General features: G+C 71.0%; 18 protein-coding genes. 10 read left to right on the top strand and 8 right to left on the bottom strand.

The window, feature by feature from the left end; genetic code table 11:
* Positions 1-61 precede the first annotated feature (61 nt).
* Positions 62-1,351, top strand: a complete 1,290-nt coding sequence (locus ACFY29_RS03000) for an aspartate aminotransferase family protein (protein ID WP_386984615.1) — start codon at positions 62-64, stop codon at positions 1,349-1,351.
* Entirely contained in the window at positions 1,348-2,838 is a 1,491-nt protein-coding gene (locus tag ACFY29_RS02995; protein ID WP_386982909.1) for a CoA-acylating methylmalonate-semialdehyde dehydrogenase, read from the top strand. The genes ACFY29_RS03000 and ACFY29_RS02995 overlap by 4 nt, the downstream gene beginning before the upstream one ends.
* Before the next feature lie 47 nt (positions 2,839-2,885).
* On the opposite strand, the gene ACFY29_RS02990 is transcribed toward ACFY29_RS02995, so the two are convergent.
* The gene (locus ACFY29_RS02990; RefSeq protein WP_328415571.1) at positions 2,886-3,212 is read right to left on the bottom strand and encodes a DUF4326 domain-containing protein; all 327 of its coding nucleotides are present in this window, start codon (positions 3,210-3,212) and stop codon (positions 2,886-2,888) included.
* An 83-nt stretch (positions 3,213-3,295) separates the two neighbouring features.
* Here ACFY29_RS02990 and ACFY29_RS02985 point away from each other — a divergent pair, with 83 nt between their 5' ends.
* On the top strand, positions 3,296-4,486 hold the full coding sequence (locus ACFY29_RS02985) for an MFS transporter (protein ID WP_386982907.1): 1,191 nt from the start codon (positions 3,296-3,298) through the stop codon (positions 4,484-4,486).
* A gap of 111 nt (positions 4,487-4,597) precedes the next feature.
* Here ACFY29_RS02985 and ACFY29_RS02980 read toward each other — a convergent pair whose 3' ends face one another.
* Together ACFY29_RS02980 and ACFY29_RS02975 are read right to left on the bottom strand one after the other, a co-directional pair.
* The gene (locus tag ACFY29_RS02980) at positions 4,598-6,226 is read right to left on the bottom strand and encodes an isovaleryl-CoA dehydrogenase (RefSeq protein WP_386982905.1); all 1,629 of its coding nucleotides are present in this window, start codon (positions 6,224-6,226) and stop codon (positions 4,598-4,600) included.
* Positions 6,223-6,822 carry a TetR/AcrR family transcriptional regulator gene (locus ACFY29_RS02975; protein ID WP_354967408.1) on the bottom strand — a complete coding sequence of 200 codons (600 nt, stop codon included), beginning with the start codon at positions 6,820-6,822 and terminating at the stop codon, positions 6,223-6,225. The genes ACFY29_RS02980 and ACFY29_RS02975 overlap by 4 nt, the downstream gene beginning before the upstream one ends.
* Before the next feature lie 452 nt (positions 6,823-7,274).
* Between ACFY29_RS02975 and ACFY29_RS02970 the strand changes: the two genes are divergently transcribed.
* Both ACFY29_RS02970 and ACFY29_RS02965 read left to right on the top strand, forming a co-directional pair.
* A complete protein-coding gene (locus ACFY29_RS02970) occupies positions 7,275-9,221 on the top strand; it encodes a beta-propeller domain-containing protein (protein ID WP_386982903.1) in 1,947 nt (648 codons plus the stop codon).
* Positions 9,222-9,356: 135 nt separating this feature from the next.
* Entirely contained in the window at positions 9,357-9,707 is a 351-nt protein-coding gene (locus tag ACFY29_RS02965) for a hypothetical protein (protein ID WP_386982901.1), read from the top strand.
* 102 nt (positions 9,708-9,809) lie between these two features.
* On the opposite strand, the gene ACFY29_RS02960 is transcribed toward ACFY29_RS02965, so the two are convergent.
* Together ACFY29_RS02960 and ACFY29_RS02955 are read right to left on the bottom strand one after the other, a co-directional pair.
* A complete protein-coding gene (locus tag ACFY29_RS02960; RefSeq protein ID WP_386982899.1) occupies positions 9,810-10,745 on the bottom strand; it encodes an NAD(P)-dependent oxidoreductase in 936 nt (311 codons plus the stop codon).
* A gap of 9 nt (positions 10,746-10,754) precedes the next feature.
* Positions 10,755-11,492, bottom strand: coding sequence for a VOC family protein (locus ACFY29_RS02955; RefSeq protein ID WP_386984613.1), 738 nt, complete (start codon positions 11,490-11,492; stop codon positions 10,755-10,757).
* A 460-nt stretch (positions 11,493-11,952) separates the two neighbouring features.
* On the opposite strand from ACFY29_RS02955, the gene ACFY29_RS02950 reads away from it, so the two are divergent.
* Complete coding sequence (locus ACFY29_RS02950; protein ID WP_328415584.1) at positions 11,953-13,176, top strand: epoxide hydrolase family protein; 1,224 nt, start codon at positions 11,953-11,955, stop codon at positions 13,174-13,176.
* A gap of 244 nt (positions 13,177-13,420) precedes the next feature.
* On the opposite strand, the gene ACFY29_RS02945 is transcribed toward ACFY29_RS02950, so the two are convergent.
* Complete coding sequence (locus ACFY29_RS02945) at positions 13,421-14,164, bottom strand: hypothetical protein (protein WP_386982897.1); 744 nt, start codon at positions 14,162-14,164, stop codon at positions 13,421-13,423.
* Between the two features lie 74 nt (positions 14,165-14,238).
* The gene (locus ACFY29_RS02940; protein ID WP_386982895.1) at positions 14,239-16,422 is read right to left on the bottom strand and encodes a hypothetical protein; all 2,184 of its coding nucleotides are present in this window, start codon (positions 16,420-16,422) and stop codon (positions 14,239-14,241) included.
* Here ACFY29_RS02940 and ACFY29_RS02935 point away from each other — a divergent pair.
* Positions 16,412-16,573: a hypothetical protein gene (locus ACFY29_RS02935; protein ID WP_386982893.1), complete on the top strand. Its 162-nt coding sequence runs from the start codon at positions 16,412-16,414 to the stop codon at positions 16,571-16,573. The two genes, ACFY29_RS02940 and ACFY29_RS02935, sit on opposite strands and share 11 nt — an antisense overlap.
* A gap of 318 nt (positions 16,574-16,891) precedes the next feature.
* Positions 16,892-17,785, top strand: coding sequence for an NAD(P)-dependent oxidoreductase (locus ACFY29_RS02930; protein WP_328415589.1), 894 nt, complete (start codon positions 16,892-16,894; stop codon positions 17,783-17,785).
* Positions 17,786-17,791: 6 nt separating this feature from the next.
* Here the strand turns inward: ACFY29_RS02930 and ACFY29_RS02925 are convergent, their stop codons facing one another.
* Complete coding sequence (locus ACFY29_RS02925; RefSeq protein ID WP_386982890.1) at positions 17,792-18,889, bottom strand: glycoside hydrolase family protein; 1,098 nt, start codon at positions 18,887-18,889, stop codon at positions 17,792-17,794.
* Between the two features lie 248 nt (positions 18,890-19,137).
* On the opposite strand from ACFY29_RS02925, the gene ACFY29_RS02920 reads away from it, so the two are divergent.
* Both ACFY29_RS02920 and ACFY29_RS02915 read left to right on the top strand, forming a co-directional pair.
* Entirely contained in the window at positions 19,138-21,894 is a 2,757-nt protein-coding gene (locus ACFY29_RS02920; RefSeq protein ID WP_386982888.1) for a family 78 glycoside hydrolase catalytic domain, read from the top strand.
* A gap of 65 nt (positions 21,895-21,959) precedes the next feature.
* Entirely contained in the window at positions 21,960-26,600 is a 4,641-nt protein-coding gene (locus tag ACFY29_RS02915; protein WP_386982886.1) for a family 78 glycoside hydrolase catalytic domain, read from the top strand.
* Positions 26,601-26,630: the final 30 nt, after the last annotated feature.

The raw sequence follows: 26,630 nt of genomic DNA, 5'->3' as shown, positions 1-26,630 counted from the left end.
GGTGGCGGCGACCACCGAAGTCTCGGGACACTCGGCTGAGGTTCGAGATACGGAGGACGCGATGGCGCATCGGGAGTTGCTGCATCGACACCGGTCCGTGCTGCCGAAGTGGCTTGCCCTCTATTACGAGGAGCCGATTGAGATTGCCAGCGCGCACGGTCGCCGGGTGACCGATCGCGAGGGCCGCACGTACCTCGACTTCTTCGGCGGCATTCTCACTAACTCGGTCGGCTACGACGTGGCCGAGATCAGCGACGCGGTCCGCTCGCAGCTCGACACCGGCGTGCTGCACTCCTCGACGCTGTACCTGATCGAGTCGCAGGTCGAGCTCGCCGAGAAGATCGCGCGCCTGTCCGGGATCCCGGACGCGAAGGTGTTCTTCACGAACTCGGGTACGGAGGCCAACGAGACCGCGTTGATGCTCGCCACGCAGTACCGCCGCAGCGGGCAGGTGCTCGCGCTGCGCAACTCGTACCACGGGCGTGCGTTCGCCACCGTCGCGATCACCGGAATCCGCGGCTGGTCGGCCAGTGAGCTCAGCCCGATCAAGGTGAGCTGGGTGCACGGTGGATACCGGTACCGCAGCCCCTTCAAGGACCTGTCGGACGCCGATTACGTCAAGGCGTGCGTCGCCGACCTGCGCGAAGTGATCGAGACCGCGACCGCCGGCGACGTGGCGTGCATGATCGTCGAGCCGATCCAGGGCGTGGGCGGTTTCGCCTCCCCGCCGGACGGCCTGTTCCGCGAGTTCAAGAAGGTGCTCGACGAGTACGGCATCCTGCTCGTCTCCGACGAGGTCCAGACCGGTTGGGGCCGTACCGGCGAGCACTTCTGGGGCATCCAGGCGCACGACGTCGTGCCGGACGCGATGACCTTCGCCAAAGGACTCGGCAATGGTCTGGCGATCGGCGGCGTCGTCGCGCGCGCGGAACTCATGGACTGTCTGCAGGCCAACTCGATCTCCACCTTCGGTGGCAACCCGATCTCCACCGCGGGGGCCCTTGCCACCCTCAACTACCTCCTCGACCACGACCTGCAGGCGAACGCCGCAAAGCTGGGCAACCGCCTGATCCATGGCCTTCGCTCGGTCGCCGCGACGCATCCGGTGGTCGGCGACGTACGCGGCAAGGGTCTGATGCTCGCCCTCGAGTTCGTCGGCCCGGCCGGCGAACCCAATCCCGCGGCCGCAGCCGCCCTGCTGGAGGAAGCGCGCAGTCGCGGACTGCTGGTCGGCAAGGGCGGCCTGCACGGCAACGTGATCCGGCTGGCGCCGCCGATGACGCTCACCGAGGACGAGGCCGACGAGGCGCTGGGCATCCTCGCTGAGGCAATTGAGGCGGTGTCGGCATGAGGATCACGCACTGGATCGGCGGCAAGGCATGGACCGGCATCGCCCAGCGCACGGGTGACGTGTACGACCCCGCGACGGGTCAGGTCGGCGGGCAGGTCGATTTCGCCAGCGCCTCGGACGTCGACGAGGCGGTCACCGCCGCCCGCGAAGCCTTCTCCCGGTGGCGCAACGCCTCCCTCGCCCAACGCGCGAACGTGATGTTCGCGTTCCGCGAACTGCTCAACGCCCGGAAGTCCGACCTCGCCGAGATCATCACCGCCGAGCACGGCAAGGTGCTCTCCGACGCGGCGGGCGAGATACAGCGTGCGCTGGAGGCGGTGGAGTTCGCCTGCGGCATCCCGCAGTTGCTCAAGGGCGGGTTCAGCGAGAACGCCTCGACCAAGGTGGACGTGTACTCGATCCAGCAGCCGCTCGGCGTGGTCGGGGTGATCTCCCCGTTCAACTTCCCGGCGATGGTGCCGCTGTGGTTCGTGCCCAACGCCATCGCCTGCGGCAACACCGTGGTGCTGAAGCCGAGCGAGAAGGACCCCTCCGCGGCGAACTTCCTGGCGGAGCTCTTCGCCGAGGCCGGGCTACCGGATGGCGTGTTCAACGTCGTGCACGGCGACAAGGAGGCGGTCGACCGGATCCTCGAGCATCCGGAGGTCAAGGCGGTCTCGTTCGTCGGGTCGACGCCGATCGCCCGGTACGTCTACGAAACCGGAACGCGCAACGGCAAGCGGGTGCAGGCGCTCGGCGGCGCGAAGAACCACATGGTCGTGCTGCCCGACGCCGACCTCGACCTCGCCGCGGACGCCGCCGTCTCGGCCGGTTTCGGCTCGGCCGGTGAGCGCTGCATGGCGATCTCCGTCGTCGTGGCGGTGGATCCGGTCGGCGATGAGCTGGTCGGCAAGATCAGCGAGCGGATCGCCGGAGTGCATGTCGGCGACGGTCGCCGCCCAGGCTGCGAGATGGGACCTTTGGTCACCGGGGCGCACCGCGACAGGGTGCGGTCATATCTGGACGCCGGCCGGTCCGCGGGCGCGAAGCTGGTGGTCGACGGACGCGGTCAATCGATCGACGGTGACGACGCCGGCTTCTGGCTGGGGCCGACACTATTCGACCACGTCGATGTGGACATGTCCCTCTACACGGACGAGATCTTCGGTCCGGTGCTCTCGGTGGTGCGGGTCCCCAGCTACGACGCGGCGGTCGAAATGGTGAACGCCAACCCGTACGGCAACGGCACCGCCATCTTCACCAACGACGGCGGCGCCGCGCGGCGGTACCAGAATGAAATCGAGGTCGGCATGGTCGGCGTCAACGTGGCGATCCCGGTTCCGGTCTCGTACTACTCGTTCGGGGGTTGGAAGGACTCACTGTTCGGTGACTCGCACGCGTACGGGCCGCACGGCGTGCACTTCTTCACCAGGTCCAAGGTGGTCACCAGCAGGTGGCTCGATCCGTCCCACCGCGGCGTGAACCTCGGCTTCCCACAGAACAGCTGAGCAGCGCGTCGGCAGACCACGTCGACCAGACAGCTCCGCCGGGCCTCCTATCGGAGGCTCGACGCCGGCGGCGAGTCGGCGAGTTCCGCGATCACCTCGGCGTGACAGCGCTCCGGCGCACACCAGCAGCCGAGCCTGCGCCCGCGCACTTCCGCCAGGAGGGCGAGGAGTTCGGGGCTGTCGAGCAGGTACGCGCGGTACTTCTCGACGACCTCGTCCCGGGTGCCGTCCGGGCCGGGGCGGTACGGGCTGGACAACGGGGAGCGGGGGAGCTGCCAGCCGCCGCGATACATGGCGCGCCCGACGTAGACCACGTCGGCGTACGCCGGGTCGTCGCGGTGGCCCTTCAGGTTCACGACTGTGGTTGCCTGCATGGCTCGGCTCCTCGGTTTTCCCCGGCAAACGGTAGTCGGGCGATCCACGCCCGGCCAGCTTGCCGGTAGGCCAGACTGCACGGGTGAGAGTCACCGCGCTCACCATCAGGTGGACGCCGTGGCGGTTTGTGTCCGCCTTCGGTGTTGTCAGCCTGCTGTCGGACGTGGTGTACGAGGGCGCCCGGTCGGTCATCGGCCCCTATCTGGCCACCTTCGGCGCATCCGCGACCGTCGTCGGGCTGGTCACCGGCGCTGGCGAGGCGACCGCCCTGGCCGGGCGGCTGGCCACCGGACCCCTCGCGGACCGGACCCGCGCCTACTGGTCCCTCGTCCTGGTCGGCTATGCCGTGACCATGGTCGCCGTGCCCGCTCTCGGGCTGACCACCGCACTGTGGCTGGCTGCGGCGCTGTTCGTCGCGGAGCGCGCCGGCAAGGCCATCCGCGGCCCGGCGAGGGATGTCATGCTCTCGCACGCCGCTGCGGCAGTCGGCCGCGGCAAGGGCTTCGCCGTCCATGAGGCGCTCGACCAGGCCGGCGGCGTGGCGGGGCCGCTGCTGGTCGCCGCCGTACTGGCCGCGACCGCCCACAACTACCGGCCCGCGTTCCTCGCCTTGGCCGTACCCGCCGTGGCGGCGATGCTCCTGCTGCTGTGGCTACGCGCCGGCGTGCCCGACCCGCGTCGCTTCGAACCGGGCCCTCGACCCGGCGCGCCGCCCGCCCCGCCTGGCGGCCGGCTACCCCGCGTGTTCTGGACCTATCTGGCGTTCACGGCGGTGACCACGGCCGGCTACGCCACCTTCGGGGTGCTCAGCTTCCACCTCGCCACCCGGCACGTCGTACCCGTGGTGGTGGTCCCGGTCGTGTACGCCGCCGCGATGGGCGTCGACGCGCTCGCCGCGCTGGCCTCCGGGTGGCTGTACGACCGGGCCGGCGTCCGGGTACTGGCCGCCGTACCCGTGCTGACCGCCCTGATCCCGCTGGCGGCCTTCACCACCACCCCGGCGAGCGCGGTCGCCGGGGTCCTGGCCTGGGGCGCCGTGCTCGGCATCCAGGAATCCACCATGCGTGCGACCATCGCCGACATCGTCCCCGCCGCTCGGCGGGGCACCGCCTACGGCATCTTCGCCGCCGGGTTGGGCGGGGCGACCCTGGTCGGTGGGCTGCTCACCGGCGCCCTCTACGACTACTCGATCACCGCATTGATCATCACCGTGGCCGGCATCCAGGCCGTCGCCCTGGCCCTGTTCCTTGCCATCGTTCGACCGGCGACCTGACGCTGGGTCCCGAGAGCCGGCGGCGGACGTCCGGCTGACCAGCCGGCACCCCGCTGCGTCTGGTGTGGCCGACACCGGTCCGGACGGTGATGGCCGCCGGGGAGGTTTCTGTCAGCTCACCTTCGGGGTTGCGCGGGAGATGATCGCGGCGAAGTCGACGCCGGTCGGTAGGGTGCCGTACGCCTGGCCGTGATCGCCGCCGAGCCGGGACGTGCAGAAGGCGTCGGCGACGGCGGGGTGGCCGTGCCGCACCAGAAGCGAGCCCTGCAGCACCAGGGCGAGCCGCTCGACGACGCGCCGCGCCCGCAGTTCGAGGTCGTCGAGGTCGGACAGGTCGGCCTGCACCTGGCGAACCGCGGCGTCGAGCCGTGCGTCGGTGCCGGCAGCGGCGCTCACCTCGGCCTGGAACGCCTCCATGACCTGGGGTTCCTTGACGAGAACACGCAGGACGTCCAGGGCGGCGACGTTGCCGGAGCCCTCCCAGATCGAGTTCAGCGGCGACTCGCGGAACAGCCGCGGCATGCCCGACTCCTCGACGTAGCCGTTGCCGCCCAGGCATTCGAGGGCCTCCGCGGCGTGTGCCGGCCAGCGCTTGCAGACCCAGTACTTGCCGACGGCGAGGGCGAGCCGTTTGAACGCGGTCTCGCTGGCGTCGCCGCGCGCGGATCGGTCGGTCGCTCCGGCGAGGCGCATCATGAGAATGGTGGCGGCCTCGGACTCGACCGCGAGGTCGGCGAGCACGTTGCGCATCAGTGGCTGGTCGATGAGGTACCGGCCGAAGGTCTGCCGGTGGGTGGCGTGGTGGGCGGCGGTGATCAAGCCTTGGCGCATCCCGGCCGCCGCGCCGATGACGCAGTCGAGGCGGGTCAGGTTGACCATGTCGATGATCGTGCGCACGCCACGGCCCTCGTCTCCGACGCGCCAGGCGACCGCCTGCTCGTATTCCACCTCCGCCGAGGCGTTGGACCGGTTGCCGAGCTTGTCCTTCAGGCGCATCAGCCGCATCGGGTTGCGGGTGCCGTCGGGAAGGACACGCGGGACGAGGAAGCAGGTGATTCCGTCCGGTGCCTGGGCGAGGGTGAGGAAGATGTCGCACATCGGCGCCGACGTGAACCACTTGTGCCCGACGAGCCGGTAGGTTCCGTCCGGCTCAGGGCGGGCGGTGGTGGTGTTGGCGCGCACGTCCGAGCCGCCCTGCTTCTCCGTCATCGACATGCCCGCCAGCAGCCCCTGCTTGGCCAGCGGCGGACGCAGCCCGAAGTCGTACGTCGTGGCGGTGAGCAGCGGCTCGTACCGCGCGGCCAGCTCCGGGTTGTGCCGCAGCGCCGGCACTGCTGCGTAGGTCATCGAGATCGGGCAGCCGTGGCCGGCGTCGGGCCGCCACGTGTAGAACTTGGCGGCCCGGGCCACGTGTGCGCCCGGTCGATCGTCCGCCCACGGTGCGGCGTGCAGGCCGTGCGTGACCGCGGTGCGCATCAGCTCGTGCCAGGCGGGGTGGAACTCGACCTCGTCGATCCGATGGCCGGAGCGGTCGTGGGTGCGTAGGACCGGCGGATGCTCGTTGGCCAGCCGCCCGTACTCGATGGCCTGCTCGGTGCCGCCCAGGCGGCCGAGCTCGTGCAGCTCGGCGGCGGCCCAGCCGGCGCCCTCCCGCTCGAGCCCGTCGAGCAGTGCCGGGTCGTCCGCCGCGTCGTAGCCAGCGAGCGGGGGAACCTGGTTGAAGACCTCGTGTGTCGTCACGGCGATACTCCCAGCGCGCGGTGGATGAAGGCGATCAGGGCGGGGATGGTCTCCGGGCCGGCGACCCCGGCGGCCAGCGGACCGACCATGGCCTCGGCCAGGGCGCCGACCAGCGCGGTCGCGGTCAGCTCCGGATCTTGCGGGGGTAGTTCACCGCTCGCCACACCGGCCGCGACGTACCCGGCGATCAGTTCGGCGTACGCGCGGCGGAAGACGAGCCGCTCGGCGTCGACCGCGGGGTCGACCGGCTCGGCGAGCAGGGCGTACGCCAACCGTGGGGACTGCAGGGCGCGGCCGGAGAACGTCTCGACGACGGCGGCCATCTGCTCGGCGGCGGAGGTCTCCAGCGCTGCGGCGCGCGCGACCGCGTCCACCTCGCGCTGGGAGGCCGTGCGGAACACCTCGGCGAACAGGTCGGCCTTGGTCGGGAAGTGGCGGTAGACGCTGCCGGTCGCCACGCCGGCCCGCTCGGCGACGGCGGCGACCGAGCAGCCGGCGTACCCGTGCTCGGCCATGATTCCCAGTGCCGCGGCGATGATCCGTTCCCGGGAGGCGCTCAGCCGAGCCTTCACCCGCTCGGTGCTTCGGTACGCCACGCAAGGATTGAACCACCATTCAATCCTTGGCGACAAGGTGTCGTGTCGGCCCGGCCGGCCTCGCCGGGCCGTCGCGGTGGTGCGACCGGAAGCGGTAGCCGGGGTGATCCAGGCCCGGCCACCTTGCCGGTGGACCAGACTGCATGGGTGAAAATCACCGCGCTCACAATCAGGTGGACGCCGTGGCCGTTCGTGACCGCGTTCAGTGTGGCCGGACGGCTATCTGATCGAGCTCGGTCAGGGCACCGGGATCCTTGCCGAGATGGGTCGCGCCGCCTCCGCCTGAGCGACCGACACCCGCACCTCCGGTCAATTACTCGGCGCGGGGTCTGCATGCTGGGAACCCAGCCCGGGGCAGCCACGTCGTAGGGGGCATGACGGGTAGCAGCGCCCACGTACCCCATCCAACGGCCGCCACCGGCGTCCCCCGAGTCATGACTCCAGCTCGCGTCATGGGACTGGCCCTGGTCGCCGGCCTGGCGCTGGTCACCGGCTGTACGGCGGAGCCAGTCCCCGCGCCACCACGTGACCAGGGAGTGCCAGCTGGCGGGTTCCGGCTCGTCGCGTTCGACTCCTGCGCGGAGGCGCTGCAGCAGCTGAAGACGGCTGCCAGGGCGTACGTCGGGCCCTGGGGGTTCGGGCCGAACGGGGACATGCGTACCTTCGGCCGCGCCGAACAGGCTGCGGCTCCCGCCGCGGCGGGGTCGGCGGATGCGGCGTCCAAAGCTGCCGCCCCCGGCTACTCGGGCACCAACACGCACGAGGCCGGCGCCGACGAACCGGACCTGGTCAAAACCGACGGCAAGCGGATCGTCACGGTGCAGCACGGCAAGCTGTACGTGGTCGACCCGGCCACCCGCCGGCTGACCGGAGAGCTGGAACTGGCACCGGGTGCCGATCAGTTCGGCGGGGCCGAAGACAGCCTGCTGCTGCACGGTGACCGGGCGCTGGTGCTGCGCCGCGACGGGTGGGCCGGGATGGCGAAATCGGCCGTCACCGGGGGAGGCGGGCGCGTAGCAGACGCCCCGATGCCGGAGGGCATCGTCGGCCCTCGGCTGATCATGGTCGACCTGTCCGGCGAGCCGAAGATCATCGGCGAATACCGGATCGACGGCAATCTGGTGGACGCCCGCCAGGTCGGCACGACGATCCGGGTCGTGGTCCGCTCCGCGCCCCGGCTGAACTTCCCGTACCGGGAACGGGCCACCGATGAGCAGCGCACCACCGCCAACCGCGAGATCATCGACAACGCCACCGCCGACGACTGGCTGCCCCGGTACGAGGTCACCTCCGGCGGGCGAACCAGTTCCGGACGGGTCGGCTGCGAACGGGTGAGCCGGCCGGCCGCCTACTCCGGCACGTCGCTGGTGACCGTGCTCAGCTTCGACCTCGGTGTGGCCACGCTCGGCGCTGGCGACCCGGCCACCGTGATCGCCGACGGCGACACCGTCTACAGCAACGGACCCCGGCTGTACGTCGCCAACGACCAGCGCTGGCGGGTGCTGCCGATGCTGACCGCGCGGAACATCGCACCCGATCCCAGGGACGAGACCACCGAGATCTATCAGTTCGACATCTCGGGCGCCGGTGCCCCGCGGTACGTCGCCGCCGCGTCCGTACCCGGCTGGCTCATCAACCAGTACGCCATGTCCGAGTGGGACGGGCACCTGAGAGTGGCCACCACCAGTGGCCGTACCTGGGGCAACAAGCCGAACTCGACGTCCAGCGTGTACGTCCTGCGCGCCGACGGCACGGCACTGACCCAGGTCGGCAAGGTCACCGGACTGGGCAAGGGGGAACGGATATACGCGGTACGGTTCGTCGGCGGCACCGGGTACGTCGTCACCTTCCGGCAGACCGACCCGCTCTACACCGTCGATCTGGGTGATCCGGGGGCGCCGAAGGTGAGCGGCGAACTGAAGATCAACGGGTATTCGGCGTACCTGCACCCGGCCGGCGAAGGACGGCTGCTCGGCGTCGGGCAGGAGGCGTCCGACCAGGGCCGTGTCCAGGGCACCCAGCTTTCACTCTTCGACGTCTCCGATCCGGCCAAGCCGACCCGGATCGCCCAGCATCACGTCAAGCAGGGGCACTCCGAGGCGGAGTTCGACCCGCATGCGTTCCTCTACTGGCCGGCCGAACGCCTGGTCGTGGTCCCACTGACCGTCCACGGCGCGGGCATGCCGAGCAACGTGGCGCTGGCCCTGCGAGCCGGCGACGGCGGGTTCACCGAGGTCGGCACGGTCGACCACACGCTGGGCACGGGGCGTCTCGAGGGTATGACGACGATCCGCCGGTCACTGGTGGTCGACGGAGTGCTCTGGACCGTCTCCGCCGCTGGCCTCAAGGCGACCAGCCTCTCCACCATGAAGACCCTCGACTGGCTGCGTACGGTGTGAACGGCATGGTGGTGGTGTCCGGGGTGGCCCGCCGTGGGTCGGCGTGGCGGTTGCCCGCCGCGCACCGCCCTGGCGTCCGCACCGACCACGAGTGATCGGGCCCGTGGTGATCAGGCGGCGGGTAACGTGAACGCCGTGGAGGATCTCGGCGCGAAGGTCTCGTACCTTGCGCTCGCAGTCGGCACCCGGGTCTACGACGTCGAATCGGCACCCGTCGGCGTGGTCGAGCACGTGCTCGCCGACGAACGGGACGACATCTTCCACGGCGTCATCGTGGCCCCGCCGAAGCCGTACCGGTCCCACCGCTTCGCCCACCGGGAGCAGATCGCCGACCTGTACGAGCGGGGGGTCGTGCTGTCGGTGCCCGGTGCCGAAATGCGCGAGCCGGGCGAGGACACGCCGGCCAGAGAGGTCGAGGCCGCGGGTGACGACCCAGTGCAGGTGGGCCTCCGCCGCGCCTGGGAGTGGCTGAGTCGACCACGCTGAACCTGGCGGCCAGTTCACACCAGGTGAACGATGATCGGCCCGTCGAGGCAGGCGAGGAAGAGTTCAACGGTCGCCTGACGGGCCTGCGGCACGGCCCAGGTCTCAGGCTGATCGGGCAGTGTCGGTGATGTACGCGATTACGGCCGAGTAGTCCCGGTCGCCAAGGCCGGCCTCCTGGGCTGACGCGACCCACTGCCGTGCGGCCACCGCGACCGGCAGTTCGACGCCTGCCGACTCGGCGGCCGACACGACCAGATCGGCGTCCTTACGGGCGAGTGACAGCGCGAACCGGAGCGGGAATTGACCGGACTCGACTGCTGGTCGCCGCCGATCCGCTTGCGCGCCGACGGGAGTCGCGGACAAGACCTCAAACGCTGTGTCACGCGGCAGTTCAAGCCCATCCGCGAGCGCGAGCGCCTCACCGAGAACAGCGAGCACTCCGAAGAGGGTCGAATTGGCTACCAGCTTGGCCGCCGCGCCGGCACCGAGCGGTCCGACATGCATCGGCGAGCCAAGCGCGCCCAACACCGGCATCCACCGTTGGGCGAGCGGCTCCGGCCCACCGACGAAGATCCGCAGCGAACCCGACTCGGCCTCCGAGACGCTGCCCAGCACCGGCGCATCGAGCAGGCCAACACCATCCGGCAGTTGCGCGGCCAACCATCGCACCGCGGACGGCCCGACCGTGGACATCTCAGCGAGCGTCGTCGACGCGGTAGCACCGGCGAGGATGCCCTGCGGGCCCTCGACCACCTCTTGCAGCGCGGCCGGGTCGGACAGCATGGTGATGACCAAATCCGCCCGGCGGGCAGCCTCTGCCGGACTGCCGGCAGCGACCGCGCCACGCGCCACCAGATCGCTGGCCCTCTGCGGCGTGCGGTTCCAGACAACGAGGTCATGGCCGGCATCGAGCAACCGGTGGGCCATCCGGCTACCCATTCCACCCAGACCGATCACAGCGACCGTGGCCATGGCGCCATCCTGCCAATTTCGCCCGGGCAATGCCGCACCAAGCGCCGGCTCGTCCACATCCACCATCAGCTCCGGTCAGCTTGGGGTGAGGAGGCAGAACTCGTTGCCTTCCGGGTCGGCGAGGACCTTCCACGGGACATCGTTTCGACCTAGGTCGATGGCGGTGGCGCCGAGAGTCCGCAGTCTGGTCGCCTCGGCCTCTAGGTCGTCACCCGGGTATGGGCGGACGTCGAGATGGACGCGGTTCCACACGGTCTTCACGTCGGGTGTGCGGATGAACTGCAGATATGGGCCAACGCTCTTTGCGGAACGCAGTACCGCGTTGTGGTCGGTCACCTCGTGCAGGGTCCAGTCCATGGCCTTGCCCCAGAAGCGGGCCATGGCTCGCGGATCCGCGCAGTCGACCACTACCGCGGCGATCGGCCCGGTGTCTCGGTAGAGCGGTCGGGGGTCCAGCACGCAGAACTCGTTGCCCTCTGGGTCGGCCATGACCGTCCATGGCACGTCGCCCTGGCCTATGTCGGCGGGTGTTGCGCCGAGATCCTTCAGGCGCGTGACCACCTCCGCCTGATGGGCCGCCGAGGTGGTGGCGAGGTCGACGTGCACGCGGTTCTTCACCGTCTTGGGTTCTGGGGAGACGACGAGGTCAAGGCAGACGGCGACGGGGTCGGGGTAGACGAAGCCCTCGGGTTCGAGGTTGGTCACGCCGGGTCCCTCGCTGGAGACCCCCCAGCCGAGCGCCTTCGCCCAGAAACCGCCCAGCGCGGAGTCGTCGCGAGCCTTCATGTTGATCTGAACAAGTCGCGTTGCCATGCCGACGATGCTAGGGCCCGTCGAGTCGGCGGTGGTGCCCGAACTGGAGTGATCGTTCGGCGTGTCGAAGATCGGCATATGGCGAGGTCTCCGAAAGATGGTTCATGCCCCGTGGCGCGACGTGCAGGCCGAACCACCCGGCGGTGTCAGCGTCGAGCCGGCCGACCACGCGCTCGGCCGCTCCCGCGGTGGGTTGACCACGAAGCTGCACCTGGGCTGCGAGCAAGGCCAGAAACGCCTCGCCATCCATGATTGCTCGTATGGCCCCGACACGGGGAAAGGCTCTCTACGCTTGGACGGAGATGTGCCGGCGCGCCTCTGCCGACCTGGCACAGGTCCGGGCTGCGCCTTCACTGAAGATGCCCCTTCCGCAGCAGGAGCCGAGGCATGCCGTTTGTCGCGGCAGGAGGGCAGAAGCCCTGCTCGACCTCCAATGAGCTCGAAACGGAAAGGGGCCTACATGGCTGTCAAGACGGAAGCGCGACCGGACGTAGGGGTCCGGCCGTTCAGGGTGGAGGTCCCCGAGGCGGACCTCAAGGCGCTGCGTGCGCGCATCGCGGCCACGCGGTGGCCCGAGAAGCAGACCGTCGACGATCAATCGCAGGGCGTGCCGCTCGAAACGAGCCAGGCGCTCGCGCGCTACTGGGAGAAGGAGTACGACTGGCGCAAGGTCGAGGCGCGGCTGAACGCCCTGCCGAACTTCATCACCGAGATCGACGGGCTCGACATCCACTTCATCCACGTCCGATCCAAGCACGAGGACGCGCTGCCGCTCATCGTCACGCACGGCTGGCCGGGCTCGGTCATCGAGCAGCTGAAGATCGTCGGTCCCCTCACCGACCCGACGGCGCATGGCGCGGACGCGTCGGACGCCTTCCATCTGGTGATTCCATCGCTGCCCGGCTTCGGTTTCTCGGGCAAGCCGAGCACGCCCGGCTGGGGCCCCGAGCGCATCGCAGGCGCCTGGATCGAGCTGATGAAGCGCCTCGACTACACGCGATTCGTGGCCCAGGGCGGCGACTGGGGTGCGCTCATCACGGATGTCATGGGTCTGCAGGCGCCACCGGAACTGCTCGGCATTCACACCAACATGCCGGGTATCATTCCGCCCGACATCGATACGCTGCTCCAGTCCGACATCACCGGAGCGGGCAACGCGCTGGCCTCGCTGCCGTCGAACCTCTCCGACGAGGAAAAGCGGGCGTGCGAGCAGCTGAACTTCTTCTGGAAGCACTCCGCCTACGCTGCCATGATGGGGACGCGCCCGGAGACACTGACCGGATTCGCGGACTCGCCCATCGCTCTGGCGAGCTACATGATCGACCATGACGCCGCCAGCCTGGAGCTGATCTGCCAGGCCTTCGCCGGACAACCCGTCGGCCTTACGCGGGACGACGTCCTCGACAACATCACGCTCTTCTGGCTGACGAACACGGGAGCTTCCGCGGCTCGGATCTACTGGGAGAACAAGCTCTCCTTCTTCTCCGCCAAGGGCGTCTCCGTCCCGGCTGCCGTGAGCGTCTTCCCCGACGAGATGTATCAGACCCCGAGGAGTTGGGCGGAGCAGGCGTATCCCAATCTCATCCACTTCAACAAGCTCGACAAGGGCGGGCACTTCGCCGCCTGGGAACAGCCGCAACTTCTTTCCGAAGAGCTTCGCGCCGCCTTCCGGTCGCTTCGCTAGCTGACCCTGCACGAACGTCTGCACATGTCCGCACTCGGCGGGGCTCGGCGAGGGACGACTCCCACTCGTCGAGCCGACGGCCCGCCGCGTCCGACGCAGCTTCGTCCGCCCACATGTCGGCCCTCCCCAGGGACATCGGCGGCCATCATCGCCGGGAGCGTCGCCACGTTACCAACCGGTGGCGCTCCGTGTCGTTCCCGACCTCACCGGAGCCGAGCTACACGCCGACAACATCGTGATCCTTCTAGCGGAGGTCCGCGCAGGTCCGCTCGTGCGGCAGCAGCGGCCGGACCACCAGGCGTACCCGGTGTCCCTCGGCCTGCCATCGGGTCTCGCCGCGCGCCGCGCCGGCCTCGGCCAGCAGCGGCGCCAGCGCCGCGCCCTCGACCACGTGGCAGGGCCGCTGGGGTGCGCCGTCCATCGCGGACAGGGGCACGTCCAGCGGCCAGGGCCGTACGTCGGAGTCGTTCTCGGAATCGGCCACCACCAGCACCGCCGCCCGCTGCGGCAGGTACTCGCCGGCGTCGACGCCGGAGGCCGCAGCGGTCTTGGCGAACGCGATCACCTCGCCACGGTTACCGCCCTCGTCGGGCGACGGCTGCGTCACCGTCGTCTCGTACGTGCCGCCGGTCGTGGTCAAGCGCACGGCGAGCAGGGCCGCGTCGGTGACGTCCTGCGGATAGTCGCGCTCGGTGAAGAGGTCCGCGTCGTCGGCCCGCCGGAACAGCGCGTCGATCTGTGCCGCCGAGAGCGTCCGGCGATGGCCCGTCAGCAGCGCACCCCGGTCGTCACCTCGGGTCACGGCGGTGCCGTCGCCATAGAGCGTGAGCGCCGGCAGCGCCCACTGCTCGGCGGCGGGGGCGAAACCGCCGTGCCGGTCGACCTCGGCGATCACGGTGTCCGCGCCGGTCGGTGGCCGGGCTGCCGGTCGGTCACCGCAGGCAGTGAGGAGAAGGACCGCGCAGAGCAGCAGACGCCGGGTCATCACCGTTGGACGCTCCATCTGCCGGTACGGGTTCCGGCGGGCACCCGAGAGTGGGTACCCGCCGGAACCTCACCTGATCAGGAACGGGTCAGCGTGTAGGTGCCGTTGCCCGCTCGGTTGACGATGATCACGCCGACGCAGCCGTCGGCCGGTGCCGTGTATGCGAGCGATTCCGGTTGGCCCGCCCCGGTCCCGGTCGCGGCCGCCGCGCTGGCCCGGTCCCGTACGTACGTGGCCGGCGCACCGGCCGTCGAGGACACCACGAACAGTTCGGCGTCCTGGCTCGGGTCGCCCGGCGTGACGGTGAATGTCACCTGCTGGCCGGCGGTGAGGCAGGAGTTCCAGATCGCGGCCACGTCACCCGTGCCCATCTGCCGCTTCGCGGTGTCGACCAGTGTCTGGCCGCTGTCGGCCAGCTCGATGGTGTACGCCCCCGTGCCGGTGACCCGGTGCACCCGCGGGTAGTAGTCGCCGAGCGGGCGCCGCCCGGCCGTGGAGTCGACCGCGACGAAGTCCGTCACGTCGACGCCGAGCAGGCTCTCCTCCAGCCGCTGGGTCTGCGCCCGGTCGTCGAAGAGCGTCACGTCGTCGTCCCCGCCCGTTGGCGGGCGGACCGCGACGAGCGACCATGCCTCGTGCCGCGTGTCGTACCGGAAGTTCTGGTCGTTCGGCGGCGTCGTGGCGGTCACCTCGGAACCGTCGGTCAACGCCCGGCGGAACCCGTAGTCGATCGTGTTCTGGAACAGCGATCCGAGCGCCAGGTCGCCGACCTCGTGGCCGTCCTGGCCGCGCGCCGACCAGTAGGCGGCGAAGCTGGTCACCCGGTGATCCAGGAAGGTGTCCCACACGTTCGTCAGCGTGTCGCGGTACGCGTCGGTGCCCTCGGTGCCGTTGTCCAGCAGGTCCCAGATTGCGCCGGCGACGCGGCCCTCGACCTGGTCGCCATCGTCCCAGTCGGGGGTGCCCCAGGTCGCGGTGTCGATGTTGCCGTAGCCGGGCAGGTCGGGGTTGTTCAGCACGGCGGCGCCGAACCAGTCGGCGAAGCCCTCCGACCAGGCGCAGGCCGGGCCGGACCGGCGGGTGAGGTAGTGCGTTGGGCTGCACTCCGAGCCGATCTGCGGGTAGTTGTCCTCGTAGACGTCGTCCATGACACCGTGACCGAGTTCGTGGATCACCACCCACGGATTGCCCGGGTCGGCGGCGAGCAGCCGGACCTCGTCGTCGCTGGGGTCGTAGTAGGTGCCCTCGGTCGAGCCCGGCTCCCACTCGATGTCGATGTTCTGGCAGCTCTCGTCGCGGCTGTCCCAGCAGTCGCCGGGCGTCCAGGCCAGCGCGTCGTCGGCGGTGTCGTACGCGTGGTACGCCGGCATCAACGTCGTGTCCGCGGTGTGCAGCTGTCCGTAGTCGTACGTGCGGCCGTTGCCCAGGTTGTCACGGGTGGTGCTGCGGAACGCGTACGCGTCGTCGTCCGAGTCCTCCACCTTGTACTGCGTGCCCTCGGTGACCGCCCGGACGTACACGTCCTGACCACCGCCGCCGATGCCGTCGTCGTTGTTGAAGCAGGCGCGGTAGGCGCCGGCGCCGTCGGTGAGCCCGGCCGCGAGCAGGTCGTCGCCGAAGGTGTCGTCGTCCCACACCTGGTACTGCAGGTTCTTCGACGGGTGCCAGGCGCCGTTGTTGTCGCTGTAGTTGAAGCTGCCCGTCACGCAGGTGACCTGGGCGGGCGCCGCACCGGGCGACCGGATGTCGTCGCTGTGCGGCGTGGGCAGCCCGGCGGTGCTCGCGGGACGGTAGGGCACCGACGGGTTGGCCGGGACGACCGGCGTTCCGGCCGGAGTCTGTGCGGCCTCCGCGTCACCGTCGGCCTTGCCCAGTCGGGACTCGCGGGCCGTGGCGCCGATCGTGACCGGCACGTGGACCTCGTCGCTGCCGAGAACGGGCCCGCCGGCGGACGTCGCCTGCACCCGCAGGACCGTGGGGCCGATGCCCGTGGCGATCAGGTCGGTCTGGTAGCGCAGGACGCGGCCGGGTGCCGCGTCGACGGTGGTGCTGAGCGCGGTGACCTCGCCCGCGTCGGACGGCACCCGGGACACGGCCCGGGCCGCGGTGAAGCCGGCCGGGGTCGCGGCCGGGCGCAGGGCCGACGGCAGCGCGACCCGCACCCGCAGGTCGTCGATCGCCACCTGGGCGTCGACGGTGACGGTGAGCCGGGCGGTCTGCCCGGTGGCCGGTGCCCGGTCGAGTGCCGCGGTGACCGTCACGCAGCGCAGCCACTCTGAGGATGTCGGCGCGCACTGCGCGCCGGTCTTCCCCGAGGCCGGTGACGCCGGTGCGGCGGTGGCTGGTGTTCCGGCAACGGCGACGATGACCAGTGCCGCGGCGGCGCTGGAAAACCAGGCCCTCGTACGATGACGCGGTGACGTGCGGTGGTGCATGTGCCCTCCCCGTGGTCCGGCGTTGCTCCGATGGACGGGTCGCCGACGGGGTGGACAGGGTGCCGTTGGACGCCACCGAGACCGGTTGCCGCACGGCACACAGGTGCCCTGAGCAGTTCGGTCTCGATCCCCGCATCGACGAACTTCGCTAAGCTACCAATGGGCAAAGATCGATGCTATTCGATGTCGGGCAGCTGACAGCCGGATAGTCGGTGTCTGCCGAGCGGTCCCTGCCGTCACCAGGCGGGCTGCACCCGCGTGCGAGGCGCCGCACCACGCCGGAGAAGATGTGGTCATGACCGTTTCCGCACTGCCCACGCGCGTCGTCGTCACCGGTGCCACCGGCAAGCTCGGGCGCGCCGTCGTCGCGCACCTGCGCGCCGTGGGCGTCGACGTGCTGGCGGTCGACCGCGCGGGCGGACGCGACCCCCGTGACGTCGACGGCGAGTTCCTCCTGGTCGACCTCACCGACTACGGGCAGGTGGTGGAGGCGTTCACCGGCGGCGCCGACGAGCACGCCGGCGGCGTCGACGCGATCGTGCACCTGGCGGCGGTCCCGGCACCCGGGCTCCAGTCCAACGCGACCACCTTCGCGAACAACTCCGCCGCGACGTACAACGTCTTCGCGGCGGCCAGGGCGGCCGGGATCAAGCGGGTGGTCTGGGCGTCGAGTGAGACCGTGCTGGGGCTGCCGTTCGACACCCCGCCGCCGTACGCGCCGGTCGACGAGGAGTACGCGCCGCGACCGGAGTCGACGTACTCGCTGAACAAGGCGCTGGAGGAGGAGATGGCGCGGCACTTCTGCCGCTGGGACCCGGAGCTGATCATGGTGGGTCTGCGGTTCTCCAACGTGATGGACGTCGAGGACTACGCACCGTTCCCCTCGTTCGACGCGGACCCGCAGTTGCGCCGGTGGAACCTGTGGGGCTACATCGACGCCCGCGACGGGGCCCAGGCGGTCGAGCGGGCACTGGTCCACGACCAGCCCGGCGCTGACGTCTTCATCATCGCCAACGCCGACACGGTCATGAGCCGGTCCAGTGCCAGCCTGATGGCCGAGGTCTACCCGGCCGTCGAGGTCCGTAAGGAGTTGGGCGAGCACGAGACCCTGCTCAGCATCGACAAGGCGCGACGGGTGCTGGGTTACGAGCCCCGCCACTCGTGGCGGAACCACGTCAACCCGACGTAGCCCGGGTCAGCGCGCGGACTGGTAGGCCCGGCCGACGGCGGTCGCTGCGCTGCCGGTACGGAAGAGCCCGGTCTGGTCCTTGTCGGTGGCGGGCAGGCCGAACCAGGCGTACCGGTGCAGCCAGGTCAGCCCGCTCAGCATCCGGGTCGCCGCGGTGAGGAACGCGGCCTGCTGTGCCTGGCTCGGGAAGCGGACGCCGTTGGAGAAGTCGATCAGGGCGAACTCGGTGAGCCAGATCGGCAGCCGGTAGCGGTCGTGGACCGCCTGGAGGTACGACTTGAGCTGGTTGACGGCGTTGGCGGTGGTGAAGTCACCGCCGTACCAGTGCAGGGCGATGAAGTCGACCCGGTAGCCGCGTTCCTTCGCGCCGGACATGAATCGATCCAGCCACTCGCCGGGCCGGTCCCCGCCCCAGGCCACCGCCGGGCTGCCCAGCGGGAGGCCGGTCGCCTCTAGTTGCGGCCACAGCTCCAGCGCCTGTTCGACGCTCATGTTCGCCTGGCCGCCCATGTCCGGCTCGTTGAACCCGAGCAGCTGTCGACCGTTCCGCTTGGCCTGTTGCAGATTGCTGGCAGTGACGCTCTTCGCCCCCCAGATCATCGGGACGAACTCGCTGCCCTTCGGGGTGGTGACGCCCTGGTGGCCCACGTTCCACGTGTAGTACCAACTGGCCGTCGAGTTGGCCAGTGCCTGGCTGACGCCGTCGAACGTCCAGACGCCGACGCCCTTCTTCTTCGAGGTCACCCCGGGCGCCGCCGGGGCGGCTGGGCGCGCGGTCGTCGGCTTCGGCGTCGGGGTGGTCGGGGCCGCCGTCGGGGTCGCAGGGGCGGCGGGGGAGGTGGCGGTGGGTGAGCTGGCCGGCGGGGTCGTCGATGCCCTGGCATCGACCGCCTGCGTCGCGGCCGGGGCGGGTGCGGATCCGGTCGGTTGGACCACGACGAGCACCCCGATCACCAGTACGGCGACCACGGCGGCCACGGAGATCGGCCACAACACACGCGTCGCGCCGAACGGGAGGCGGCTGCGCAGCCCGCGTCGACGTTTCGCGTGGTTGCCCCTGGTCACCGCTCCGGTGTCGGCTCCACCCTGACCGGGTCCGTGCATCGTCTCGTCTCCTTCACGTGGTCGTGTCTGGGAGGCGGTGAGGGCAAGCCCGCCATCGCCTCCCTTCAGGAGACTGGCCGGCCGGACCGGGATAACAGTTTCCGGCGCGGCCGGAACCGACCGCAGTGAACATCTTCACTTGGCCACAACGAGCGCGTAGCCTGCCTGAAACGATTCATTGAGCGGAGGCCCGCGTGACTCGTCATATTCTCGGATTTCAGCCAGCGGCTCGACGGCGCCGAACAGCGGTGCTCCTGGCAGCGACGACGGTCGTGGCGGTCGTCCTCACCGGAGCCCCACCTGCGCTGGCATCCCGCGGCCACGCGCCGGGCGCACCGGTCTCGCTGACGGTCGGCGACCGAAGTCGCCCGCTCAACGTCGAGGGCGTCCCGAGGTTCGGCTGGCTGCCCCGGGACGCCGATCCCGGTGAGACGCAGACCGCGTACCGGATCACCGTTACCGCAACCGGCGGCGACCGGGTCTGGGACTCCGGCAAGGTCGCGTCCGACCAGCAGTCCTACGTGGCGTACGCGGGGCCTGCCCTGCGCCCGGGCGCGGCGTACGAGTGGACGGTCCGCACCTGGGACCGCACCGACCGGCAGTCCCCGCCCGCGACCGGCGCCTTCGAGACCGGCATCGCCGACACCCAGTGGGAGGGCGCGAGCTGGATCCGGCGCGCCACCACCGAGGCCGACGACTACACGCTGGCCCGCACCGAGGTACGCCCCAACGCCAGCCGCGTGGTTCGGGCCCGCGCCTACACGGCCGCCGACCACACCTACGAGCTCTACCTCAACGGCACCCGCGCCGACCGGGGCACCTCCTTTGCCTACCCGGGGGAGGACTACTACCAGGCCGCCGACGTCACCAGGCTGGTGAAAGCCGGCAAGCCGCTCGTGATCGGGGCGCGCTACCACTGGTACGGCAGCGGCCAGGGCCGCCCGACCGGTGCCCGTGGCCTGCTGGTGAAGCTGGTCGTCGAGCACGCCGACGGCACCCGGGAGGTGTACGGCACCGACGGCTCCTGGCGGGTCGCCCGGGACACGCAGTTCGTGGCGAACGCGGAGCGCCGCAACGGCGAGGGTGACCGGGTCGAGCGGCAGGACGCCCGCGCCGAGGTCGCCGGCTGGATGCGGCCCGGCTACGACGACAATGCCGCTGGCTTCACCGCCGCCGAGGTGCTCGGTGCACATCCGACCGCGTCGTCTCCGCACCTGATCGGGCAGGAGACCCGGCTGACCGAGACCAGCGTCGCGCCGGTCGCGCTGCGCACCGCCGCCGACGGCACGGTGGTCGCCGACTTCGGCGTGGTCATCCCCGCCCGTCCGGTCGTCCGGTTCGACGCCGGCGTGGCCGGGCGCACCGTCGACCTACGGGCCGGCTACACCCTCACCGACACCGGCCGGGTCGCCACGTCCACCCTGGAGTCTCAGGGCACCAACATGAGCTTCCCCTACCTCCAGAAGGACGGGTCGCAGGAGTTCCGGGCCTTCACCCACCTCGGCTTCCGCTACCTAGAGATCCCCGGCGCCGGTGAGGAAATCTCGGCGCGCGACGTCTCCGCCGTCGTGGTGCACACCGACGTCCCCGCCGGTCGGGAGGCGAGCTTCACCAGCTCGAACGCGACCCTCGACGCGGTGTGGACGATGATGAAGCGGTCCGCGATCTACTCCGTGCAGGAGGCGTTCGTCGACACTCCCACCCGGGAGAAGGGCCAGTTCCTCGGCGACGCCGCAAACATCTCGTACGCCACGATGGCCGCCTTCGGCGAGCGCGACGCCACCCAGCAGGCCATCCGCGAGTTCCTCCGCTCGGCCTCCCGCTACTGGGCCGCCGAGGCCGACCGTGGCCGCTACAACGCCGTCTACCCCAACGGCGACGGCAAGCGGGACATCCCCGACTACTCGCTGATGTTCGTCGACTGGGTGTGGCGGTACTGGACCGAGACCGGCGACCGGGAGTTGCTGGCCGAGGCGTACCCGGCCATCCGCGACACCGCCGAGTACGTGCTGCGCCACATCCCGGCCACCGGCCCCACCGCCGGCCTGGTCACCGACCTGTCCGGCGGGAGCGGCGCCTACCGCTACGGCATCATCGACTGGCCCGAACCCGGCCGCTTCGGCTACGACATGACGACCGCCGCCCGGACCACCATCAACGCTCAGGGCGTCGACGTGCTGCGGACCACCGCCCGGATGGCCGAGGCCCTCGGTCGGCCCGCCGAGGAGGTGACCGCGTACGACGGGCGGGCCGCCGACCTCACCGACGCGGTCAACATCGCGCTGCGCGCCGCCGACGGCAGCTATGTCGACGGGCTGTCCGCCACCGGCGAGCGCAGCGGCCACGCCGGGCAGCACGCCACGTCGTACGCCATCGCCCATGGGCTGGCCCCTCGGGTCGACCTGCCGGCGCTGGCCGACCACGTCGCGTCGATGGGCATGAAGCAGGGGCCGATGAGCGCCCACTGGCTGCTGCGGGCGCTCGCCGACGCCGACCGGCCCGACGCGGTGCTGCGGCTGCTGACCAACCCGGATGACCTGGGCTGGGCGAACATCCTCGCTCAGGGCGGCACCTTCACCTGGGAGGCCTGGACCCTCGATCCCGGCAGCAACTTCAGCCAGTCGCACGGCTGGGGCGCGCAGGCGGTGGTCGACGTGCAGGAGACCCTGCTCGGCGTTCGCACCGCCAGCCCGGGAGCCGCGGTGGTCGACGTCGTCCCGCCCGCCGTCGGGCTCGACCGGGCGAGCGGCACGGTGCCGACCCAGCGCGGTCCGGTCCGTCTCGACTGGCGACGTACCGGCGCGGGCCTCCGCGTCGACCTCGACGTGCCGGTCAACGCCACCGCCCGGGTCGCGCTGCCCGTCACCCCCGGAAAGTCCTACCGGGCCGCTGGTCCGAGCAAGGCCACCTTCGTCGGGATCGAGGACGGTCGCGCCGTCTTCCAGGTGGGCTCCGGCCGGTCCAGCTTCCACCCGGTCGCCGGTCCGGCGGCCCAGCCCCGCTGACTCCCGTTCGGGGCCGTCCATCGGCCCAGCCACCACACCACCACCAAAGGATGAGGACTGGAATGATGCGCACGACGCGGCGCCGCGCCGCACTCTCCTCGCTTCTCGTGCTACTGCTCGGCCTGACACCGATGGTGGTGCCGGGCCCGGCCACCGCCGCTCCGGCCCCGGCGCTGACGGCGACCGGCCTGACCACGGAACGAGCCACCGATCCGATCGGGCTGGACGTGGCGAAGCCCCGCCTCGGCTGGCGGATCGAAGCCACCGCCCGGGGCATGCTCCAGGAGTCGTACCAGGTGCGGGTCGCCACCAGTCCGGGCCGGCTGGGTGACGCCGACGTCTGGGACAGTGGCCGGGTTCGGTCGCGGGAGAGCACCCTCGTCCCGTACGCCGGCCCGCAGCTACGACCACGGACCCGGTACGCCTGGCAGGTCCGGGTCTGGGACGCCGCCGGCCGCGCCTCCGGGTGGAGCGCGCCAGCGTCCTGGGAGACCGGCGTACGGGGTGGCGACGGCTGGCAGGCCGACTGGATCGGCATGCCGTCGCCCACCGAGTCGTGGACCGACTACACGGTGCAGACGACGGTACGGCTGGAACGCGACGCGGCCGGGATCTACCTGCGCGCCAGCGGCCCGGCGAACGCGTACATGTGGCAGTTCTCCAGCACCGGCGGCAGTGCCAAGCTGCGCCCGCACGTACGGGTCAACGGCGCCTGGACCCTGCTCAAGGAGGTGCCGCTCGGCGGGGTCGTACCGGCCGACAAGCTCACCGCACCGCACACCCTGCGCATCACCGCTGCCGGTGACACCATCACCACCTGGGTCGACGGCACCCAGGTCGACGTCACCCAGAGCACCGCACACCGGGCGGGTTCGGTCGGCCTGCGTACCAACGGGTTGGAGACCGGCGTGTTCTCCGACTTCTCGGTGACCAGCGGCAGCGAGACCCTCTTCGCGGCGCCGCTCACCGACGGCGCGAACCCGTTCGGCGCGGGCACGGCCACCGAGGGCGGCCTGCGGGTCAGCGGCGACACCGAGGCCATGCTCACCGCGCTGGACGCGAATCCGCTGCTGCGTCGGGGATTCCGGGTCGACGGCAAGGTCGCCCGGGCCCGGATCTACGCCACCGCGCTCGGTGTCTACCAGTTGTCGCTCAACGGTCAGCGGGTCGGCGACCACGAACTGGCGCCCGGCTGGACCGACTATGCCAAGCGGGTGCAGTACCAGACGTACGACGTGACCGGGCAGCTCCGCTCGGGCGACAACGCTCTCGGCGCGCTGCTCGGCGACGGCTGGTACGCCGGTAGCATCGCCTGGTTCGGCAGCGGCATCTACGGCTCCCGGCCGCACCTGAGCGCGCAACTGCTGATCGACTACACCGACGGGCGCAGCGTGACGATCGGCACCGACGGTTCGTGGCGTGCCACGGCCGGGCCGTTCGTGCAGAGCGACCTGATCCACGGTGAGACCTACGACGCGCGGCTGCTGCCGGCTGGCTGGGACCGTCCCGGGTTCGACGACTCCGCCTGGTCGCCCGCCACCGTCGACGACGTCGACGCCACCGACCGGATCGTCGCCCAGGTCGACCCGCCGGTGCGGGTCACCCAGGAGCTGCCGGCCCGGGCGCTGACCCAGCCCACCCCCGGCACCTGGATCTTCGACCTCGGCCAGAACATGGTGGGCAAGGTCCGGCTGAAGGTCGACGGCGCGGCCGGCGCCACCGTACGCATCCGGCACGCCGAGGTGCTCAACCCGGACGGCACCGCCTACACGGCCAACCTGCGTTCGGCCCGGGCCACCGACCACTACACGCTGCGCGGCGGCGGGGCGGAGGTCTACGAGCCCACGTTCACCTTCCACGGCTTCCGCTACGTCGAGCTGACCGGCTATCCGGGCACCCCCGACCTGTCGTCGGTGACCGGCCTGGTCATGCACACCGACGGGGAGCTCACCAGCGAGTTCGAGACCTCCAACGCCATGGTGAACAAGCTGCACAGCAACATCACCTGGGGACAGCGCGGCAACTTCCTGTCCATCCCCACCGACACTCCGGCCCGGGATGAGCGGCTCGGCTGGACCGGAGACATCAACGTCTTCGCCAACACCGCGACGTTCAACATGGACAGCCTGACGTTCCTCACCAAGTGGTTGCAGGACCTGCGGGACGCGCAGTCGGCCAACGGCGCCTACCCCGACGTCGCCCCCCGCGCCTGCTGCGGGGACGGCGCGACCGGATGGGCCGACGCCGGGATCACCGTGCCGTACGCGCTCTGGCAGCGCTACGGCGACACCCGGGTCGTCGAGGACCACTACGCGTCGATGGTGCGGTACGCGTCCTGGCTGGAGAGCACCAGCTCGGGCAACCTGCGGACCAACGCCGGCCCGTACCTCGACTGGCTCAACCTCGACGACCCGACGCCCGCCGGTGTCGTCGGCACCGCCTACTACGCCTACAGCATCCGGCTGTTGGCCCAGATGGCCGGCGCGCTCGGCAAGGACGCCGACGCCGCCCGGTACACGGCGTTGTCCAAGGACATCGCGCAGGCGTTCGTCGATGAGTACGTCTCGGCCGACGGCACGGTGCAGGGCGACAGCCAGACCGGGTACGTGCTGGCCATCGGCATGGGCCTCCTGCCAGACCCGGTGCGGGCCAAGGCCGCCGACCGGCTGGTCGCCAACGTGCAACGGCACGACTGGCACCTCTCCACCGGCTTCCTCGGCACTCCGGACCTGCTGCCGGCGCTCAGTGACACCGGGCACCTGGACGTCGCGTACCGGCTGCTGCTCAACGACACCTATCCGTCGTGGGGTTACGAGATCGCCAAGGGCGCGACCACGATCTGGGAGCGCTGGGACTCGATCAAACCCGACGGCAGCTTCGGCGACGTGGGGATGAACTCCTTCAACCACTACGCGTACGGCGCGGTGGGCGACTGGATGTACCGGACCGTGGCCGGCATCGCCCCCGACGCCGGCAACCCCGGGTACTCGCACCTCACCTTCGCCCCCCAGCCGGGTGGTGACCTCACCTCGGCCAAGGCGACGTACCGCTCGGCGTACGGGTCGATCGGCAGCGACTGGGCCCTCGACGAGCGCGGGGACATGCGGCTGCGCCTCACCCTGCCGGCGAACACCACGGCGACGGTACGCCTGCCGGCACCCGGGCGGAACGCGGTCACCGAGGGCGGCCGACCGGCTGAGCGGGCCGACGGTGTGCGGTTCGTCCGGATGGACGGCGCGGTCTCCGTCTACGAGATCGGGTCCGGCAGCTACTCCTTCGCCATCGACCGGGTGCTCGGCGACCTGGGCGACGCGAACGACACGGCACGGGAGCTGGTGACGCTCACCGACCAGCTCGCCGGTGAGCTGGGTCGACCGACGGCCGACTACCTGCGGGGCCGGTTCGGCCGACTGTCCGCCGAGACGACGGCGGCCCGGACGGCGTACCTGGCGGGCAACTCCCGTTCCGCCGCCGGGGACGTGCACCGGGCCCTGGCGACCGCCGCCGACACAGCCCGGTGGCTGCGGACCCAGGTCGCGGCGGGTCGCCTCGACCAGGCTCACGCCGACCGGTTCACCGGGCTGCTCACCCGGGTCGACCAGCGGCTCTCCGCAGCGTCGTCGAGCCTGATCGGCAGCGTGGTCAAGCTCGACCTGCCGGTGGGGGAGCGGCTGCCCGGTGAGGTCGTACGCGCCACCGTCGCGGTGGCCAACGGCGGGCGGGACCCGCTGACCGGGGTGACCTCCGACCTGCGGGTGCCCGACGGCTGGACGGTGACCCCGGTCGGCAAGCGGGCCACCACGGTCGCGCCGGGCGGCACCGTCAGCCACCGCTACGACCTGCGGATCCCCGCCGGTCAGGCACCGGCGACCTGGTCCGTCGACGGCTCGGCCAGCTACCGCCACCGGGGCGGCACGGCCACCCTGCCCGTCGCGGGAACGATCGTTGTCGCGCCAGCGGTGCAGATCGTGTCGGCGGCCCCGGTCCCGGCCGACGTCACGCCGGGCGCGGCGACGACGGTCGGCACGGTGCTGCGCAACCGGGCCGGCGTGCGGGTGACGGGGCAGCTCGCCGTCACCGCGCCGGACGGCTGGCGGGTGGCACCGGCCAGCGCCGGTTACGACCTCGCCCCGGGCGCGGAGACCACCGTGTCGACCGTCCTCACCGCGCCGGTGTCGGTGACGCAGGGGCCGGTGGAGGTCACGGTGGCCACCGGCGCCACGGCGGCCGAACGGCGTGCCCTCACGGTGCCGGTCCGGTTCGACAACCCGCCGCCGGGTGCGCACGACCACGTCGACCTCGGTGACGCGGCGTCCGAGCAGGCGCACCGTCTCGCGGCCTCGACCTACTCGGCCACCAGCAGCGAGGCCGGGCTGACCCGCCGGTACACCGACACGACCCGTCCCGGCGGCTGGTTCGAGTTCGACCTCGCCGTCCGGCCCGGCGAGCCGTTCGTGCTGCGGGCGATCGAGACGTACGACGGGCCGCAGTTGAAGGACTACGAGGTGGTGGTGGACGGGGTGGTGGCGCACACCCGCTCGTGGCAGCGCACGGCGGGCGGGGCTGGCACGGTCAGCTACCAGTTCGTCGTCGACCTGCCGGAGGCCACCGGCGACGGGGCCGTGCGGGTGCGGTTCCGGGACACCGGTGTCGGCTACGACCCGTCGATCGCCGACGTCTGGGCCACGGCCGTCCCGGCGGGCTGACCCAGGCGCGCGTTGACAAGGAGCCGGGCG

The organism is Micromonospora sp. NPDC000668 (assembly GCF_042897975.1).
GTDB lineage: Bacteria > Actinomycetota > Actinomycetes > Mycobacteriales > Micromonosporaceae > Micromonospora.
The sequence above is the reverse complement of the archived record's forward strand: the minus strand, read 5'-3'. Positions and strand labels throughout refer to the sequence as shown.